Below are 18,083 nucleotides of genomic sequence, written 5' to 3'. Positions count from 1 at the left end.
CAGGTTTCCGCTCCGGCCTTTCGGCTTTTCGCGTTTCCCTTTCCGGCGGTTCCGACTCTATCAGATCCTTTCGGGCCTGACTCCCAGTCAGCGGGGTTTGTCTTTGCGGCTGTTGGGCCGTTCCGACGTCCCAAACTTTAGCGGATTCCCCCGGCGGTTCCTAATCGGGCCGCCGTACCGGAATCGAATTGAATTCGGGCACGCCGAATTCGATCCCGGAGGGAGATCGTGCTCGTGGTTGGTTGCCGCTTCAGCGGCGGAGGTGCTGTCGCAGAACCGTTACGGCTCCGTGGCAACTCGAAGAACCTTACGTATCGAGGAGGGGCATGTCAACACCCTCCTGGCAACTTCTTTTCAGTCGAGGTCCGTGAGGCGGCCGCCGGCGTCCGGCTGGGCGTCCTCCACGCGGCGCAGCAGGCGGGTCAGGACCTCACCGAGGACTCCCCGCTCGTCGGAGGAGAGGTCCTGGAGCAGGTCCTCCTCGAAGCCGGAGGCGAGGCGCATCGCCTCGAGCCACTTGGCGCGGCCCTCGGTGGTGAGCTCGACGATGACGCGTACCCGGTTGGACTCGTCGCGGTCGCGGGTGACCAGGCCTTCGCCGACCATGCGGTCGATGCGGTGGGTCATGGCGGCCGGAGTGAGGCCGAGTCGCTTCGCCAGGTCGCCGGGGCCCATGCGGTACGGGGCGCCGGAGAGGACGAGGGCCTTGAGGACCTCCCACTCGGCGTTCGTGATGCCGAGGTTCGCGGTCTGGCGGCCGTAGGCGACGTTCATGCGCCTGTTGAGGCGGCCGAGCGCGGAGACGATCTGCTCGACCTGGGGGTCGAGGTCCTGGAACTCGCGCTGGTACGCGGCGATCTGCTCGTCGAGGGTCGGCTCACTGTCGCCGGGGTTGTCGCCCATGGCCCGCAGTATGGCACGACCGGCTTGGCGTTGAAGTCCTTCGATGTGTATTGTTTAGATCCTAACTTTAGCTTCGAAGTCTTCAGTTCTAACTCCTAAGGCAGGTGAAAGTGACCAGGGCGATGGGCGCAGCGATGCGTCGGATCCAGGTGGGCAGCGCGCTGAGTTCGTTCGGCGTCGGGTTCACGGTCCCGTTCCTCTATGTGTACGTCGCTGAGGTGCGAGGTCTCGGGGCCGGAGCTGCGGGCATCGTGCTCGCCGCCTTCGCCATGGCCGCTCTGGTCGTCCTGCCGTTCACGGGACGGGCCATCGACCGGCGCGGTCCCGTGCCCGTCCTGGTCGTCGCCACGCTGGTGGCGGCGGTCGGTGCCGTCGGGCTCGGGCTCGCGGGCGGTCGGACGACCGCGGTCCTGTCGGCGGCGGTGCTCGGCGCGGGCACGGCCGTGATCCAGCCGGCGCTCGCCACGATGATCGTGTGGACGTCCACGCCGGACACCCGTACGCGCGCCTTCGCCCTGCAGTTCTTTCTGCAGAACCTCGGTCTTGGCATCGGCGGGCTCATCGGCGGCCAGATCGTCGACGAGAGCCGTCCGTCGAGCTTCACCCTGCTTTTCGGCATCGAGGGCGTGATGTTCCTGGTGCTCGCCGCTGTCGTCGGTTTCGTGCGGATGCCGTACGCGCCGACGATCGGCGGGGCCGTGCCGAAGGACGGCTCCGGTGCGGGCAGCGGGCTGCGGGCGCTGCTGCGGCACCGGGCGATGGTGCAGCTGTGCGTCCTCGGGTTCGTGCTGTTCTTCGCCTGCTACGGACAGTTCGAGTCGGGCCTGAGCGCGTACGGCGTGGAGGCGGCGGGGATCTCCCCGTCGACGCTGGGCATCGCGCTCGCCGCCAACACCGCGATGATCGTGGTCGCGCAGTTCGCGGTCCTGAAGTTCGTCGAGCGGCGCAGGCGGTCCCGGGTGATCGCCGCGGTCGGGCTCGTGTGGGCGGTCGCGTGGCTCGCGGCCGGGTACGCGGGTGTGGGGCACGGCAGCCAGGCCATGGCGACGGCCGCGTTCATCTCGACGTACGCGCTGTTCGGTCTCGGTGAGGCGATGCTGTCGCCGACCGTGGCCCCGCTGGTCGCCGATCTGGCGCCGGCCGGGACGGTCGGGCAGTACAACTCGGCGTTCGCGCTGGTCAAGCAGCTCGCTCTGGCCGTCGGTCCGGCGGTCGGCGGGCCCATGGGGGCCGCGCTGCACGGTCCGTACATCGTGACGTTCGTGCTGTTCTCGTTGGGGATCACGTTCCTCGCGGTGCGGCTCGGGCGGCATCTGTCGCCCGTGCAGGACCAGCCGTCACTGGCGAAGAGCCGGATCGTGGCGGAGGGCGGGGCTCCGGTCGAGCCGGTGCCCGCGGCCGCGTCCGCCTGAGGCCCGGCCGGATCACGGCGTACGCGGCAGGGCGAATTCGCACCAGACCGCCTTGCCGCCGCCCGGGGTGCGCCGGGAGCCCCAGTTCGAGGCGATCGTGGCGACGATGGCGATGCCCCGGCCCGCCTCGTCGGCGGGTTCGGCGCGGCGGCGGCGCGGGAGGTGGTCGTCGCCGTCGGTGACCTCGATGATCAGTCGGCGGTCGGTGCGGCGGAGCCTGAGGCGCATGGGCGGGGTGCCGTGCTGGAGCGAGTTGGCGACGAGTTCGCTGGCGGCCAGGACGCCCAGGTCGTGCAGCTCGGTCGAGAAGCGCCAGCTGGCGAGTACCCCGGAGGCGAAGGCACGCGCGCGGGGGGTCGCTTCGACGCCGCCGAGGAGTTCCAGGGCTGCGTTGCGGAACAGCTCTCCGTCGGGGCCCGTGCGCGCCGGGTGCTGGAGGACGAGGACGGCCACGTCGTCGTCGTGGTCCGCGGTGACGCCTGCCGCGCGGATGAGGCGGTCGCACACGACCTGGGGCGTGCCGGTGGCGCCGGCGAGCGCGCGCTCCAGGGCCGCGACGCCCTCGTCGATGTCCTCGTCCCTGCGCTCGACCAGGCCGTCGGTGTACATGACGGCGGTCGATCCGGGGCCGAGCGGAACCGATCCGGAGGCGTGCAGCCACCCGCCGGTGCCGAGCGGGGGCCCCGTGGGCTCTTCCGCGCGGTGGATCGTGCCGCTCTCGTCGCGTACGAGGATGGGGAGGTGGCCGGCCGACGCGTAGACGAGGCGGCCCTCGTTCGGGTCGTGGACCGCGTAGACGCAGGTGGCGATCTGGTTGGCGTCGATCTCGATGGCGAGGCCGTCGAGGAGCTGGAGCACCTCGTGCGGCGGCAGGTCGAGGCGGGCGTAGGCGCGGACGGCGGTGCGCAGCTGGCCCATGACGGCGGCGGCGCGCACCCCGCGGCCCATGACGTCGCCGATGACGAGGGCGGTGCGGCCGCCGCCGAGGGTGATCACGTCGTACCAGTCGCCGCCGACCGCGGCCTCGGTGCCGCCCGGCTGGTACGTGGCCGCGATGCGCAGGTCGTCGGGCTGCTCCAGCTCCTGGGGCAGGAGGGAGCGCTGGAGGGTGACGGCGGTCTCGCGCTGGCGGCGCTCGCTGGCGCGCAGCCGCTCGGCGGCCTCGGCGTGGTCGGTGACGTCGGTCGCGAAGACGAGCACTCCGGGGCCGCCTGCCCGCTGCTGTCCCGCCCCCTCGTTGTCACCGTCCGCTTCGCCGGCCGGCACCGTCACGGGTGTGCAGGTGAACGTGTACGAGCGGCCGCCGGCCACCTTGCGGGACTTGACCGTGCGCGGCTTGGCGCTGCGCAGGACCTGGTCGAGCAGCGGCAGCAGGCCGAGTTCCTCCAGCTCGGGCAGCGCCTCGCGCGCGGGGGCGCCGGTGGGGCGGTCGCCGAAGGCCGAGACGTACGCGTCGTTCACGTACGCGATGCGGTGGTCGGGGCCGTGGACGAGGGCGACGAGGGCCGGGACGCGGTCGAGGACCTCGCGTGCGGGCAGTTCGTCGATGCCGGCGGCGGGCGTGAGCGCGTCGTCGTCGGACGGGGGTTCGTGGCGGGCGGCGGGCACGGCGCCTTCCCCTCGCTGGCTTTGGGAGACGCCATGGTCGGACCGCGCTGCCGCGCGGCGCTGCGTTCCGGGGAGCCGGGCGCTCCAGCGCGTGAAGTTCACTGTGGGGAAAGCCTCGTGAGGTCGGGTGGGGTCTCCCCTGTCCGGCCGGGTGACCGGGAGCGCGGGGAAGGGCAACGTGGCGGTCGGTCCGCCCACGGTCAGGGGCCGGCCAGGGTCATGGACCAGTCTGACCGACCGGACCGGCATCCGTCAGACGCCTGTCCTTGAGGGGGAGTTCCTGAGTCCGGTCAGGTCGACCCCTTCGGGTCCTGGGGCGGGTTCGCCGGGGGGCTGCCCGGCGGGTTTCCCCCGGCCGCGAGTTCGAATTCCGCACGCGGGCGTTCGAGCGAGCCGAGGGAGACGATCTCGCGCTTGAAGAGCCCGGAGAGTATCCATTCGCTCAGGACACGGGCCTTCCGGTTCACGGTCGGCACCCGGCTCAGGTGGTAGACGCGGTGCATGAACCAGGCAGGGTAGCCCTTCAGCCTGCGTCCGTAGACGTGTGCGACACCTTTGTGCAGGCCGAGCGAGGCGACGGAGCCGGCGTACGCGTGCTCGTAGTCCGTCAGGGGCTCGCCGCGCAGGGAGGCCGCGATGTTGTCTCCGAGGACTCTGGCCTGGCGCACCGCGTGCTGGGCGTTGGGCGCGCACTCCTTGCCCTCCTCGCCGGCCGTGATGTCGGGGACGGCGGCCGCGTCGCCCGCGCCCCAGGCGTGCGGAGCGCCGTCGACGGCGAGCTGGGCGGTGCAGGTGAGGCGGCCGCGTTCGTTGCGCGGCAGGTCGGTCGCGGCGAGCAGGGGGTTCGGTTTGACGCCCGCGGTCCACACGACGGTGCGGGTCGGGAAGCGGGAGCCGTCGTCGAGGACGGCGATCCGGTCCTCGCAGGATTCGAGCCGGGTCCGCAGGCGTACGTCGATGTTTCGGCGGCGCAGTTCGCTGACGGTGTAGCGGCCCAGCTCCTCGCCGACCTCCGGGAGGATGCGGTCGCTGGCCTCCACGAGGATCCATTTCAGGTCGTCCGCGGTGACGTTGTGGTAGTGACCTGCGGCGTAGCGCGCCATGTCCTCGAGTTCGCCGAGTGCCTCCACACCCGCGTAGCCGCCCCCTACGAAGACGAAGGTGAGGGCCGCGTCGCGGATGGCGGGGTCGCGGGTCGAGGAGGCGATGTCCAGCTGCTCGATGACGTGGTTGCGCAGGCCGACGGCCTCTTCGACGGTCTTGAAGCCGATGCCGTGGTCGGCGAGCCCGGGCACGGGCAGGGTGCGCGAGACGGAGCCGGGGGCCAGGACGAGTTCGTCGTACGTGATCTCGACGGCGCCCGTGCCCTCCTCCTCGGTGGCCAGCGTGGTGAACGTGGCGGTCCGCTTGCCGTGGTCGACCGCCGTGACCTCGCCGACGATGACGCGGCACCTGCCGAGGACGCGGCGCAGCGGCACGACGACGTGGCGCGGCGAGATGGATCCGGCGGCGGCCTCGGGCAGGAACGGCTGGTAGGTCATGTACGGGTCGGGGGTGACGACGACGATCTCGGTCCGGCCGCTTCTCAGTTCCGGTTTGAGTCTCTGCTGGAGGCGCAGCGCGGTGTACATCCCGACATATCCGCCCCCTACGACGAGGACGCGCGTACGCGGGACTTCCGGGGCCGTCCCCCGGGAAGAAGCAGTCTTCGGCATCGGCACCACCCCATGACGCATCGGCCACTTGAGTTTGTCCACAGCCCCGGCAAATTGTGTGACCGGCGGCCGCACCGGCAGCCGGTCGGGCGAATTGCCGGAGTACGGGACATGTCCGCAGGTCAGCGTGTGTGTAGCGGGTGAGGCACAGGGGTGCAATCGGGGTGGAATCGCCGCGTACTCCGTTCGGGGGGCGCTCTGTGCGGAACCTGCCCCTTCTGAATTGACTCCGGCTCAACTATGTTCGTGTGCTGTCGGGGTGTCGGGGGATGCGCTGACGGACCCGTCGGACGGGTCCGTGGAACTGGCCTGTTCCTCACGCTCCGGTTGCCAATGGCGGGGAGAGTCTCCGGGGGGAGACGTCATTACCGGGGGAACACATATGCACATTCAGGACTCTCAATGGACTTCCACGGCTTCCGCTTCGGCCGTGGCCGGCGGACCGGCCACTACGGCGGGCGGTAACGGGCGCGGCGCGGGCGACAGTTCGCGTGCCGCGCCGCTGCGCGTGGATGCCCAGCGCAATCTGGAACACGTCCTGCGCGCGGCGCGCGAGGTCTTCGGCGAGCTGGGGTACGGCGCGCCGATGGAGGACGTGGCGCGGCGGGCCCGGGTCGGTGTCGGCACGGTGTACCGGCGCTTCCCGAGCAAGGACGTGCTGGTGCGGCGCATAGCCGAGGAGGAGACCTCCCGGCTGACCGACCAGGCGCGGGCCGCCCTCGGCCAGGAGGACGAGCCGTGGTCGGCGCTGTCGCGCTTCCTGCGCACGTCCGTGGCCTCCGGTGCCGGGCGGCTGCTGCCTCCGCAGGTGCTGCGCGTCGGCGTCCCCGACGAGCGTGCCGACGCGGCGGGTGCGGTCCGGGGCGATACACGGGTTCCGCAGCAGCGGCACGCCGGCGTCCCGCCCGAGCTGCGTCTCGTGGAGCAGCGCACGACCCCGGTCGCCGAGGCGGCGCCGGCGGACGACGCGGGCGCCGCGGAGCTGCTCGAGGTCGTCGGGCAGCTCGTGGACCGGGCGCGCGCGGCGTCGGAGCTCCGCGAGGACGTGACGGTGGCGGACGTACTGCTGGTGATCGCCACGGCAGCGCCCTCCCTGCCGGACGCCGCACAGCAGGCCGCGGCCTCGTCGCGACTTCTGGACATCCTGCTCGAAGGGCTGCGCTCACGGCCCGCGTAAGGGCGGGCAGTGCCGCGTAGGACCGGTGGGGCCGGGCGCACCGGGGGCGGGGCGGGTTCTGGGCGTACGACCGACGCCTGGGGTACCCGGCGGCCTTCGGCGGGCGCGGTGGCAGGTGATGCGCGCGGCGCCGGCTGTGGGGACGGCCGTGGGTGGCGCAGGTGCGTCGCGCACGGCCAACTCCCGTTTCTTGCACGAACGTTGACCACTACCCGTACGGGTGAAAGCTATTGCTTCACTGCAGGAAGTTTCCACGGATGAGTGGTTGACGGGCACCGGCAGGTGGTGGGGACCACCCTTGTGGCACTCTTTCCCGCGTGTTCGGGTCTGAGTGTGCGGTCGGGGGCTTTCCGCGGTGAGCGTTGACGGGCGGGACGAGCCACTCGAGAACAGTAGTGCGGGCGACGCCGGGACCGGCGGGCTGCCCGCGCGGCAGGTGCCGAGCCAGGGAGGTCCACGCCGGGACGACTCGCCAGACTCCGAACCCCCCGGCCTCCCGGCCCCCGCAGGCCCTTCCGACGCCCCGGGTGAGGACCGCTCCGACCCGAGCGTCCCGCAGCAGCGCGAGCACGGCGTGGATCCGGGCACCCTCGTGCTCCCGCCCCCGCCCGAAGCGCCTTCGGCGGACGCCGACCTGATCGCCCGTATGCGGTCCGGCGACGACACCGCGTACGAGGAGCTGTACCGCCGTCACTCGGCCGCCGTCCTCCGTTACGCACGCACCTGCTGCCGGGACGGGCACACCGCCGACGACCTCACCGCCGAGGTGTTCGCGCGCATGCTTCAGGCCGTGCGCGGCGGCAGCGGGCCCGAGCACGCGGTGCGCGCCTATCTGCTGACCACCGTGCGCCGCGTCGCCGCTGGCTGGACGAAGTCGGCGAAGCGCGAGCACCTGGTCGAGGACTTCGCGGTGTTCGCCCAGCAGGCCGCCCGCTCCAGCGAGGTCTCCGACGACGACACCCTGGATCTCGGCGCCGACGTCCTCGCGATGCACGAGGCCGAGCAGTCGATGGCCATGCGGGCCTTCCGGTCCCTGCCGGAGCGCTGGCAGGCCGTCCTGTGGCACACGGAGGTCGAGGACGAGTCGCCCAGCGAGGTCGCCACGCTCTTCGGCCTCGACGCCAACGGCACGCGCGTGCTGGCCAAGCGCGCCCGCGAGGGCCTCAAGGAGGCGTACCTCCAGGCCCATGTGAGCACCACCCTCACCCAGGACGAGGAGTGCGCGCGCTACGCCGACCGGCTCGGCGCGTACGCCCGCGGCAGCCTGCGCACCCGGGCCGAGCGCGGCCTGCGCAAGCATCTGGAGGAGTGCGCCAGGTGCCGGCTCGCCGCCGGTCAGATCAAGGAAGTCGCCGGCGGGATCCCCGGTGTCGTGCCGGTCGCGGTCATCGGCTGGTTCGGTGCCGCCGGGTACGCGAAGGTGGTCGCGCTCATCGGCGGCGGCGCCGCGAGTGCGGCCGGCGCCGGTGCGGCGGCCGCGGCGGGCGGCAGTTCCGGAGGGGCGGCGGGCGGGGGCGCCGCGGCGTCCGAGGGGCTCGGCGCGCCCGTGAAGGCGGGTATCGCGGCCGGTGTGGTCGCGGCGGGCGTGGCCGTGGCGGTGGCGATCGCCCTCGCGGGCGACCCGCAGAAGCCCAAGCCGGAGGCGCGCAAGGAGAAGCCGGCAGTCTCGCAGCCGATCACGCCGCCGCAGCCGACGCCTCCCCCCGAGCCGAAGCCCGAGCCGCCGGCCCCGAAGCCGACGCCTCCCCCCAGGCCCGCGCCGAAGCCGACGCCCACCCCGAAGCCGGTCCCGAAGCCCACGCCCGAGCCGACACCACCTCCGAAGCCGGCCCCGAAGCCGACGCCCAAGCCCACTCCGAAGCCCACGCCTCCCCCGCCCGCCCCGGCCGTCTACCAGCTGAACCAGCTGTCGTACGGCGGACTCGGCGACGGCACCGAGCCGGAGATCCGGCCCGGCGAGAGCAGCTGGGTGTGGCAGCGCCACGGCCTGCGCGTGGCGGACAAGCAGTACGCGAACGGCGTCACCGTCCACGCGAACTCCTCCGTGACCGTCGACCTCAACCGCAGCTGCACCGCGTACGACGCCTTCGCCGGTGTCGACGACATGACGCTCGGCACGGGCGCGGTGCGGTTCTCCGTGTACGCGGACGGGGTGCGCCTGTGGGGGTCGCAGGTCCTCAGGGGCGGGGACCCTGCCGTTCCGGTTCACCTGAATCTCGCGGGGCACAAGACGATCCGCCTGGTCACCGAGCCGCGGACGAACTTCGGCTCCCTCGCGGTCGGGGACTGGGCGGAGTCCCGTTTCACCTGCCGGTGAGCGTCCCCGGTCGAAGCGCGCGGCCCTGGTCGAAGTGGCGGACGCGTGCCGTCAGGAACGTGACCGTCTCGGCCGCCGTGTTGCCCGCCCCCGCGGCGCGCGCAGCGGCGTACCGGGTGGCGCCCAGCGCGGCGGCGGCCTCCGCCTCCAGCGCCTCGATCTCGGCGCGTTCGGGCTGGGGCCGCTCGGAGACACCGCGCCAGCCGTCGGACGCGGCCACCACCCGTACCGCGCCCTCCGTGTCGCCCAGCTGGGCCAAAAAGAGCGCCCCGCGGCCCGCGAGTCCTGCGTTGACGCTCTCCGCACAGCGGTGCTCGACCGCGTACCGCAGGGCGTCGGTGAGGACCGCGAGGCCGCGCGCGGGCCCCGACTCGGCCGCCGTGATCCGTGCGTCGACGCCCCCGACCATGGCCGTGAACTGCGGTGGCGGGGTGCCTCGCGACGACTCCGTGGCCGCGTCGTCGCACAGCGCGCGGGCCCGCGCCACCTCGCCGTCCTCCACCGCCATCAGGGCGTTCAGGAGCAGCACGTACGCGTGGGGATCCGGCACCCCGTACCGGTCGGCCTCCCCGATCGCCTCGGTCAGGAGCTTGCGCGCCGCGTCGCGTTCGCCGGAGCGGTAGGCGATCTCGCCGAGCCGGGCGATGAGGAACGGCGCCTCCGCGTACGCGCCGACCTCGTAGGCGAGGCGCAGTGCCTCCTCGAACTCGCCCTTCGCCTCGTCGAACCGGCTGCGCGCGATGGCCGCCTCACCGGCCGCGCTGCACACCTGGGCGCGCATCCACCGGTCCCCGACACGGCGGCTGATGGTCCGCAGCTCGGCGACGTCGTCGTCGACGCCCGTGAGGTTGCCCGGCCCGTCGACGGCCGTGTGCGTACGGAACATCAGGGTGACGCCGATCTCCCACTCGCCGCCGTACACACGGCAGTTGGCGACGGCCTGGTCGAGGGCGGCCCTGACGTTCTCCGGGTTGTCCAGGAAGTGCACGGTGAACGGCCAGATGATGCCGGGGAAGCGTGCCCCCGCGGGCCCGGGCCGAGCGAAGGCGTCGCGCACCCGCATGAGGTACTCCCGGTCGGCCTCGCCCCGCAGGGCGCTCTCCGCTCTGGACTGGGCCACGAAGAAGATGTGCAGGAGGCGCAGCTCCATGAGCGGCCAGTACAGCGGGTCGTCCTCGTCCGCCAGGTCGTCCGCGGCGGGGAACGTCCGCCCTTCGCGCGGGGGGACCCGGCAGCCGGACGGGGCCGGGCGGTCCGGGCGGTCCGGGCGGTGCGCCGGAAGCAGCTGCTCCAGGATGTGGCCGACCCACTCGGCGCCCTCCCTGCGGTAGTTGCGCAGCCACCAGAACCAGCCGGTGGAGAGGGCGAGTGCGACCGCGGACTCCGTGTCGCCGGTCACCGTGGAGCGGTGGAGCGCGGCGCGGAGGTTGTCGAGCTCCGTCTCCAGGCGTTCGATCCATGGGAGTTGCTCGGCGGAGCGCAGGAGCGGGTCGGCCTTCTCGACGAGGGCGCGGAAGCAGGCGACGTGGCGCCGCTCGGCCTCGGTGCGCAGCAGCGGTGTCTCGGCGGCGCGTTCGGTCGCGTACTCGTGGATCGTCTCCAGCATCCGGTACCGCATGCTGCCGTCGCCCGGAGCGGCCACCAGGAGGGACTTGTCGACGAGCGCGCCGATCAGGTCGGATGCGGGGCCGGTGCAGACGGCCTCCGCGGCCTCCAGGTCCCAGCCGCCGGCGAAGACGGACGCCTCCCGCAGGACCGTGCGCTCCTGCTCGTCGAGGAGGTCCCAGGACCAGTCGACGACCGCGCGCAGGGTCTGCTGGCGGGGCAGTACGGTGCGGCTGCCGCTGGTCAGCAGGCGGAAGCGGTCGTCGAGACGGTCCGCGATCTGGCGGGGGGTGAGCAGTCTGAGGCGGGCCGCGGCCAGCTCGATGGCGAGCGGCAGGCCGTCGAGGCGGCGGCAGATCTCGGCCACGGCCTCGGGGTCGCCCGTGACGTCGAAGTCGGGGCGCACGGCGCGGGCGCGCTCCGCGAACAGGCGGTGCGCGGGGTCGGGCGGCAGGGGTTCGACGGGGCGCACGGACTCGCCGGGCACGCCCAGGGGTTCGCGGCTGGTGGCGAGGACCGTGAGGCCGGGGCAGTGGGTGAGGAGGGTCTCGGCGAGCTCGGCCGCGGCGCCGATGACATGTTCGCAGTTGTCGAGGATCAGGAGCAGGCTGCGCGCGGCGCAGTGTTCGACGAGCAGCGCCACGGGGTCGTCCTGCGGCGCCGTGTGCTCGCTGGTCATCAGGACGGTCTCGCGCAGGCCGAGGGCGCTGACGACGGCGCCGGCCACCGCCTCGGGCTGGTCGAGCGGGGCGAGCTCGGCGAGCCAGGCGCGGGGGTGTTCGGCGGCGGCTTCCTCGGCGAGGCGGGTCTTGCCGGAGCCGCCGGGTCCGGTGAGGGTGACGAGGCGGGCCGCTCGCAGGTCTGAACGGATGGCGTCGAGTTCGGGTTCCCGGCCGACGAACGAGTTGAGGCGCGGCCTCAGATTGCCGTCGCGCTGCGGCTGCCGGGGCGACGCCGGGCGGCCGAAGTCGCGGGCGGGGCCTCGGGCGGAGTCGAGCAAGTCGGCGTACAGAGCGGCCAGTTCGGGTCCGGGGTCCGCGCCGAGGCCGTCGGCGAGGGTGCGGCGGGCCGTCTCGTAGACGGCGAGTGCGTCGGCGCCGCGGCCCGCGTCGCGCAGGGCGCGGATGAGGAGGGCGTACAGCGGCTCGTCGTACGGGTGGGCGTGGGTGAGTTCGGTCAGCTCCGGTACGACGTCCGCGGCGCGGCCGAGCTGCAGATCGGCCTCCACGCGCGCGCGTGCCGCTTCGAGACGCTGGGCCTCGGGGCGGGTCGCGGCGGTGCGGTCGGCGAGGTCGGCGAGTGCGGGTCCGCGCCACAGGGCGAGCGCGTCGCGCAGGGCGCGGGACGCGGTCGCCGGGTCGTGTGCCGTGAGGGCGGCCGTGCCCTCACGGGCGAGGCGCTCGAAGACGTACAGGTCCACGTCGTCGGGGCGGGCGGCGAGGCGATAGCCGCCGCCCGCCACCGAAGTGACGGCGTCCTTGCCGAGGGCGCGGCGCAGTCGGCCGACGAGAGCCTGGAGGGCGGCGGTCGCGTCGGCGGGTGGCTCGTCGGCCCATACGTCGTCGATGAGCGCGTCCGCAGGGGCGGTGCGGCCGGCGTGCAGCGCGAGCGACGTGAGCAGGGCGCGCAGGCGCTGTCCGCCCACGGGCAGGGGTGTGCCTTGATCGTCGTACGCCTCGGTGACGCCCAGGATTCGGTACCGCACGGGTCCATTCTCACGGGTCAGGACGGGCTCAGTCGCGCGGATTCCGGTTCGGGCGCGGGGGACGCCACGGGCGCGATGCTTCAGCGCCCGGCTCCCAGTGCGCCCCGCTGCGGCGCGACGCTCCCTGTGGGCACGGCGCGCTGACGGGCCGGGGTGCCGGTCCAGCAGGTGCCGCGGCGGGCGATGAGGCGGCGCAGCCAGAGTTCGAGGGAGACGAGGTCGGCGAGGCCGTCCAGCGGCAGGGGCTCGCCGTCGGCCGCCGCGCGCAGGGCCTTGCGGACGACGCGGGCCTCGATCAGGCCGGTCTGGGCGAGGAGCGGGGTGTCGAAGAGCTGGATGAGGTGGTCGGCAGAGACGCGCAGGCCGGTGCGGGCCGCCGCGGCGGACGATGCGTGCGAGGGGGCGCCCCAGCCGGCGGGGAGTTCGCTGACGCCGGCGCCTTCGAGGACGGTACGCAGGATGTCGGCGCGGGCGCCGGGCCGGACGCGGAGTGCCTCGGGGAGGGCGCGGGAGGCGCGTACGACCTGGTTGTCGAGGAAGGGGGCGTGCAGGCGCTGGAAGCGGATCTCGGCGGCCTGTTCGAGGACGCGCAGGTCGGCCGCGTGACGGGCGAGGGCGGCGCGGGCCCGGAACGCGCCGGGCCGCTGCCCCGGTCCTGGCCCCGGACGCGTCGCGCCGTCCTGGAGGCGAACCGATACTTCAGCGAGGGCCTCGCCCGTCAGCCAGCGCGCGGCGGGCCCCGGTCTCGCCCAGGCGAGGGCCGCGAGCGATGCGCCGACGGCGCCCGCCGCACCGCCCGGGTCCTCGAAATTCCGCTGCAGCAGCCGCTCCGCGAGGCTTGCGATGCCCTCCTTGTACGGCGTGCGGGCCAGCTTGCGTGCCGCGCCGTACACGCGCGCGGGCACCAGCACGGAGCCGCCGTCCGCCTTGGCGAGCGCGGCGACCGGCTTGACCATGTGGCGTCGGCGCCGGTCCATGAGGAGGTCGGCGAGGCGGGCCGGGTGCGCGTCGAGTACCTGGCGGGCGCCGTAGCCCGTGAAGTGGTCGGCGCTGCCGGAGAGAAGGCGCGTGCGGTGGCGGGCGGCGGTGATCAGGGAGGGGCCGGGCTCGTCGGTGAGAGGGCCGTCCAACTCGGCGTAAGGGAGCGCCTCTTCGCCTGCGGTGACGACGACGTGGTGCAGCCGGGGGTTCGCGGCGATGGCGCCCGCGCGCCGGAGTTCGGCCTCGCGCCCTTCGGCGCCCGCGGACAGGTCGTTGAAGGTGACGGCGAGGAGACGTTCGCCCGCGCCCGTGCCGTGGCCGAGGACCGTGCCGGGCAGCCCGGGCAGGCCCGCCGCGAGCAGCGCGAGAGTTCCGGACGCGGGTCCCCCGGAGAGGTCGGCGCCGATGCCGGGCACGGGCATGCCGCGGGCCGCGCGCCGCTCGGCGGGGCCCATGCCGGGGACGGGTCCCGGGTCGATGTCGGCGCCGGGGACATGCCGGGGCGCGACGAGCCGTGCGCGCACGGCTTCGACGAGCGCGTCGCGCAGGGCGTCCACCGCGCCGGTGGGGTCCGCGGAGGGCGCGGCGACGGCGAGCGACGCGACCGGTTCGTAGCCGGCGATCTCGCGGGCACCGGCGCGCAGGATCAGCGCGTGGCCCGGCGGGATGCGGCGTACGCCCTGGTACGGCGTCGAGTCGTGCAGGGCTTCGGGCACGTCGGGGGCGGCGAGCAGGGCCGCGAGATGGCCGATGTCGAGGTGGGCCTCGATCAGGTCGGCGAGCGGCAGGGCGGCCGTCGCGTACGCGGTGCCGCCGGCCCAGGGCGTGTAGAACACGGGCCGTGCGCCCGCGAGATCGCCGACGACCATGAGGCGCCGGCCGACCTGGACGACCGCGGTGTAGCTGCCGGGCCAGGCGGTGAGGTGGCGCAGGGCCCCGCCGCGCGCGGCGAACAGGCCGATCCGCAGCTGCTCGTCGGTGGCACCGCAGGTGCCGAGTACGGCGATACGGGTCTGCTCGTCGGCGCTGACGATCCTGACCTCGTCCGGACGCCAGTCGCCGACCGCCCACAGCGGGTCGGGGTCACCCCACAGGAGCTGGGAGCCCACGGGGTGGACGGTCTCCCCGTCGGATCCGGTCGAGCCCGCGGCCCCGAACCGCACGGGTCCGGCGGCGGTACTGCTCCACCCCACCAACCACCGCATCGCCGCCTCCACAGGCTGTGGACAGAACCTCGTCAGAAGGAATCAGAGGAAATCACAGGAACAGGGTCCCCATGCTGCCACGAAGGAGACGTACGAGAGCGGCGACCGGGCGGCACGTGCGCCACCGAATGCGCCCCTTTTGAGCGGTAGTTGAACCCCCCGGGGGCCGCCCGGAGGCATCGGCGGCGCCGTAGGGCACCGTCGATATTCGGCCAAATCGGCTGCGGATGGCCAGACCTGTGCACACTGCACCGGCCACGGCGCGCAACGCACAGTCCGGGAGGCGCCCTTCACCTCCCGGACCGGTCCGCCACCCGCGGGGATGAAGGCGGCGGTATCCCCCAGCCCGCTGGATCCAGTACAGCGGGCCGACCCACGCACCATCATGGAAGCGCTCCCCCCGTGGCCGCAGAAGAGCGCACGCGCAGGCGCACGGCCACACGGGCGGAGCACACCGTGACGGCGGCGCCCCGGGCACGTACTCCCGTACGGACAATATTCCCGCCATCCGGAACTATGCCCCTTAACGCTTGGGATCCGGCGAACTACGCTGGGTGCACGAATGCCGCGCGGTTATGCCACCGCGGCAGCCGGCTGTGTCGAGGGGTGGCGCATGTCCAGGGAGCAACGCGGGCCGAACGAGAAACTCGGCACCGTTCTCGCCCTCGCGGGAATCAGCAACGCAGGCCTGGCGCGGCGGGTCAACGACCTCGGCGCGCAACGCGGTCTGACGCTTCGCTACGACAAGACCTCGGTGGCCCGCTGGGTCTCCAAGGGCATGGTGCCGCAGGGCGCTGCGCCGCACCTCATCGCCGCCGCCATCGGCCAGAAGCTGGGCCGGCCCGTGCCGCTGCACGAGATCGGTCTGGCGGACGCGGATCCCGCGCCCGAAGTGGGCCTCGCCTTCCCGCGCGACGTGGGGGCGGCGGTGAAGTCGGCGACGGAGCTGTACCGCCTCGACCTCGCGGGCCGCCGCACGGGCGGCGGCATCTGGCAGTCGCTGGCCGGATCGTTCGCGGTGAGCGCGTACGCGACGCCCGCGTCGAGATGGCTGATAACGCCGGCCGACTCGTCTGTCGCACGCGACGCCCAGCCCCTGGAGAGCGGCGGGGACAACACACCTCAGAAGGTCGGCCACAGCGACGTCCGGAAACTGCGCGAGGCGGCCGAGGACGCGCGGCGCTGGGACTCCAAGTACGGGGGCGGCGACTGGCGTTCGTCGATGGTCCCCGAGTGCCTGCGCGTCGAGGCGGCCCCGCTGCTGCTCGGCGCGTACTCGGACGACGTGGGGCGCGCCCTGTTCGGGGCGAGCGCCGAACTGACGCGCCTGGCCGGGTGGATGGCGTTCGACACGGGCCAGCAGGAGGCGGCGCAGCGCTACTACATCCAGGCGCTGCGGCTCGCGCGCGCGGCGGCGGACGTGCCCCTGGGGGGCTACGTGCTGGCGTCGATGTCGCTCCAGGCGACGTACCGGGGGTTCGGCGACGAGGGGGTGGACCTGGCGCAGGCCGCCCTGGAGCGCAATCGCGGGCTCGCCACCGCCAGGACGATGAGCTTCTTCCGGCTCGTGGAAGCACGCGCACACGCGCGCGCGGGTGACGCGCACGCCGCGGGTGCCGCGCTGCGGGCCGCGGAGGGCTGGCTGGAGCGGGCGCGCGACGGGGACCACGACCCGTCGTGGCTCGGCTTCTACTCGTACGACCGCTTCGCCGCCGACGCCGCCGAGTGCTACCGCGACCTCAAGGCTCCCCGCCAGGTGCGGCGCTTCACGGAGCAGGCCCTGTCGAAGCCCACGGAGGAGTTCGTGCGCTCGCACGGGTTACGGCTCGTGGTGTCGGCGGTCGCCGAGCTGGAGTCGGGGAACCTGGACGCGGCGTGCGAGCAGGGCACGCGCGCGCTGGAGGTGGCGGGGCGGATCTCGTCGGCCCGGACCACCGAGTACGTGAAGGATCTGCTGCACCGACTCGAACCGTACGGGGACGAGCCGCGCGTCGTGGAGCTGCGGGAGAGGGCGAGACCGCTTCTGATGGCTCCGGCGTAGGGCAGAGGTGTGAAGAACCGGTCCGGCCGAACGGCCACCGCCCGGGTTTGAACGCGTTGTCAGTGGCGCAGTGCAGTATCGGGGGCGGGAGGTGAGGCACGGTGATGACGAGCGGGTACGACTGCGATGTGCTGGTGATCGGTGGCGGGATCGTCGGTCTGTCGACGGCGTACGCCCTCACGCGCGCGGAGCCGGGCACCCGGGTGACGGTCCTGGAGAAGGAACACGGCCCTGCCCGACACCAGACGGGGCGCAACAGCGGGGTCATCCACAGCGGCGTGTACTACCGCCCCGGCTCGCTCAAGGCCCGCTTCGCGGTGCGGGGAGCGGCCGAGATGGTCAAGTTCTGCGCGGAGTACGGCGTCGCGCACGCGGTCACCGGCAAGCTGATCGTGGCCACCGAGCGCGACGAGCTGCCCCGCCTGCACGCCCTGGTCCAGCGCGGCCGGGAGAACGGGATTCCGGTGCGGGAGCTCGGCCCCGCCCAGATCGGCGAGTACGAGCCGTACGTGCGCGGCCTCGCCGCGATCCACGTGGGCACGACGGGTGTCGCCGACTACGCCTCCGTGGCCCGGCATCTCGCCGAGGCCTCGGGCGCGGACATCCGGTACGGCGCCGAGGTGGTGCAGATCGACCGCCGCGCGGAGCGTGGTGTCGCGGTGCGCACGGCCGCCGGGGATGTCGTCCGGGGGCGCGCCCTGGTGAACTGCGCGGGGCTGCACTGCGACCGGATCGCCCGTCTCGCGGGGGACGACCCCGGCATGCGGATCGTCCCCTTCCGGGGTGAGTACTTCGAGCTGGCCCGCCCCGAGCTCGTGCGCGGCCTGGTCTACCCGGTGCCGGACCCGGCGTTCCCCTTCCTCGGCGTCCATCTCACGCGCGGCATCGACAAGAGCGTGCACGTCGGTCCGAACGCGGTGCCCGCGCTGGCCCTCGAGGGCTACGACTGGTCGACGATCAGACCGCGCGAGCTCGGCGCCACGCTGGCCTGGCCCGGCTCCTGGCGGATAGCGCGCCGGCACTGGCGGTACGGGGCCGGGGAGCTGCGCCGGTCGGTGTCCCGGGACGCGTTCACGGCGGCGGTGCGCAGGCTGCTGCCCGCGGTGACCGCGGACGACCTGGTGCCCACGCCCGCCGGCGTCCGGGCGCAGGCGGTCCTGCGGGACGGGACCCTGGTCGACGACTTCCTGATCCGCGAGGCCCCGCGCACGGTGCATGTGCTGAACGCGCCGTCCCCCGCGGCGACGGCCTCGCTCCCGATCGGCCGCGAGGTCGCCCGGCGGGCCCTGGCCGCGCTCGGGTCGTGAGCTCGGGGACCTGAGCCCCGAGCTCCGGGACCTGGGCTTGGACCTCACCTCCGAGACTTGAGCCTGGGCCCTGGCCTCCAGGGCCCGAGCTTGGGCCCCCGCCGGAT

Annotated in this window: 10 protein-coding genes; 5 read left to right on the top strand and 5 right to left on the bottom strand. The window is 73.6% G+C overall.

Annotated features, from left to right (window positions below):
- Window positions 1-354 precede the first annotated feature (354 nt).
- Entirely contained in the window at window positions 355-903 is a 549-nt protein-coding gene (locus ACZ67T_RS10800; protein ID WP_100598978.1) for a MarR family winged helix-turn-helix transcriptional regulator, read from the bottom strand.
- Window positions 904-1,025: 122 nt separating this feature from the next.
- Here ACZ67T_RS10800 and ACZ67T_RS10795 point away from each other — a divergent pair, with 122 nt between their 5' ends.
- Entirely contained in the window at window positions 1,026-2,315 is a 1,290-nt protein-coding gene (locus ACZ67T_RS10795; RefSeq protein WP_469983065.1) for an MFS transporter, read from the top strand.
- A 12-nt stretch (window positions 2,316-2,327) separates the two neighbouring features.
- Here the strand turns inward: ACZ67T_RS10795 and ACZ67T_RS10790 are convergent, their stop codons facing one another.
- Together ACZ67T_RS10790 and ACZ67T_RS10785 are read right to left on the bottom strand one after the other, a co-directional pair.
- Complete coding sequence (locus ACZ67T_RS10790) at window positions 2,328-4,025, bottom strand: ATP-binding SpoIIE family protein phosphatase (protein ID WP_469983063.1); 1,698 nt, start codon at window positions 4,023-4,025, stop codon at window positions 2,328-2,330.
- 188 nt (window positions 4,026-4,213) lie between these two features.
- A complete protein-coding gene (locus tag ACZ67T_RS10785) occupies window positions 4,214-5,638 on the bottom strand; it encodes an NAD(P)/FAD-dependent oxidoreductase (protein WP_469983062.1) in 1,425 nt (474 codons plus the stop codon).
- Between the two features lie 382 nt (window positions 5,639-6,020).
- On the opposite strand from ACZ67T_RS10785, the gene ACZ67T_RS10780 reads away from it, so the two are divergent.
- Both ACZ67T_RS10780 and ACZ67T_RS10775 read left to right on the top strand, forming a co-directional pair.
- A complete protein-coding gene (locus ACZ67T_RS10780; RefSeq protein WP_469983060.1) occupies window positions 6,021-6,815 on the top strand; it encodes a TetR/AcrR family transcriptional regulator in 795 nt (264 codons plus the stop codon).
- Window positions 6,816-7,170: 355 nt separating this feature from the next.
- The gene (locus ACZ67T_RS10775) at window positions 7,171-9,132 is read left to right on the top strand and encodes a sigma-70 family RNA polymerase sigma factor (protein ID WP_469983058.1); all 1,962 of its coding nucleotides are present in this window, start codon (window positions 7,171-7,173) and stop codon (window positions 9,130-9,132) included.
- Here the strand turns inward: ACZ67T_RS10775 and ACZ67T_RS10770 are convergent.
- A complete protein-coding gene (locus ACZ67T_RS10770) occupies window positions 9,119-12,442 on the bottom strand; it encodes an AfsR/SARP family transcriptional regulator (protein WP_469983057.1) in 3,324 nt (1,107 codons plus the stop codon). The two genes, ACZ67T_RS10775 and ACZ67T_RS10770, sit on opposite strands and share 14 nt — an antisense overlap.
- Window positions 12,443-12,522: 80 nt before the next feature.
- Window positions 12,523-14,628 carry an asparagine synthase-related protein gene (locus ACZ67T_RS10765; protein ID WP_469983056.1) on the bottom strand — a complete coding sequence of 702 codons (2,106 nt, stop codon included), beginning with the start codon at window positions 14,626-14,628 and terminating at the stop codon, window positions 12,523-12,525.
- 613 nt (window positions 14,629-15,241) lie between these two features.
- On the opposite strand from ACZ67T_RS10765, the gene ACZ67T_RS10760 reads away from it, so the two are divergent.
- Both ACZ67T_RS10760 and lhgO read left to right on the top strand, forming a co-directional pair.
- Window positions 15,242-16,669 carry an MFS transporter gene (locus tag ACZ67T_RS10760; protein WP_100598971.1) on the top strand — a complete coding sequence of 476 codons (1,428 nt, stop codon included), beginning with the start codon at window positions 15,242-15,244 and terminating at the stop codon, window positions 16,667-16,669.
- 104 nt (window positions 16,670-16,773) lie between these two features.
- Window positions 16,774-17,976 (top strand): L-2-hydroxyglutarate oxidase, encoded by a 1,203-nt coding sequence (gene lhgO, locus ACZ67T_RS10755; protein WP_469983054.1) that lies wholly within the window; start codon window positions 16,774-16,776, stop codon window positions 17,974-17,976.
- Window positions 17,977-18,083: the final 107 nt, after the last annotated feature.

The organism is Streptomyces sp. NPDC107517 (genome assembly GCF_055582645.1).
This window is presented reverse-complemented; position numbering and strand designations above follow the sequence as displayed.

Bases quoted from the DNA above. Each gene is read 5' to 3' on its own strand.
- ACZ67T_RS10800 (WP_100598978.1), bottom strand. From the start codon at position 903: ATGGGCGACAACCCCGGCGACAGTGAGCCGACCCTCGACGAGCAGATC.
- ACZ67T_RS10795 (WP_469983065.1), top strand. From the start codon at position 1,026: ATGGGCGCAGCGATGCGTCGGATCCAGGTGGGCAGCGCGCTGAGTTCG.
- ACZ67T_RS10785 (WP_469983062.1), bottom strand. From the start codon at position 5,638: ATGCCGAAGACTGCTTCTTCCCGGGGGACGGCCCCGGAAGTCCCGCGT.
- ACZ67T_RS10780 (WP_469983060.1), top strand. From the start codon at position 6,021: ATGCACATTCAGGACTCTCAATGGACTTCCACGGCTTCCGCTTCGGCC.
- ACZ67T_RS10765 (WP_469983056.1), bottom strand. From the start codon at position 14,628: ATGCGGTGGTTGGTGGGGTGGAGCAGTACCGCCGCCGGACCCGTGCGG.
- ACZ67T_RS10760 (WP_100598971.1), top strand. From the start codon at position 15,242: ATGTCCAGGGAGCAACGCGGGCCGAACGAGAAACTCGGCACCGTTCTC.
- lhgO (WP_469983054.1), top strand. From the start codon at position 16,774: ATGACGAGCGGGTACGACTGCGATGTGCTGGTGATCGGTGGCGGGATC.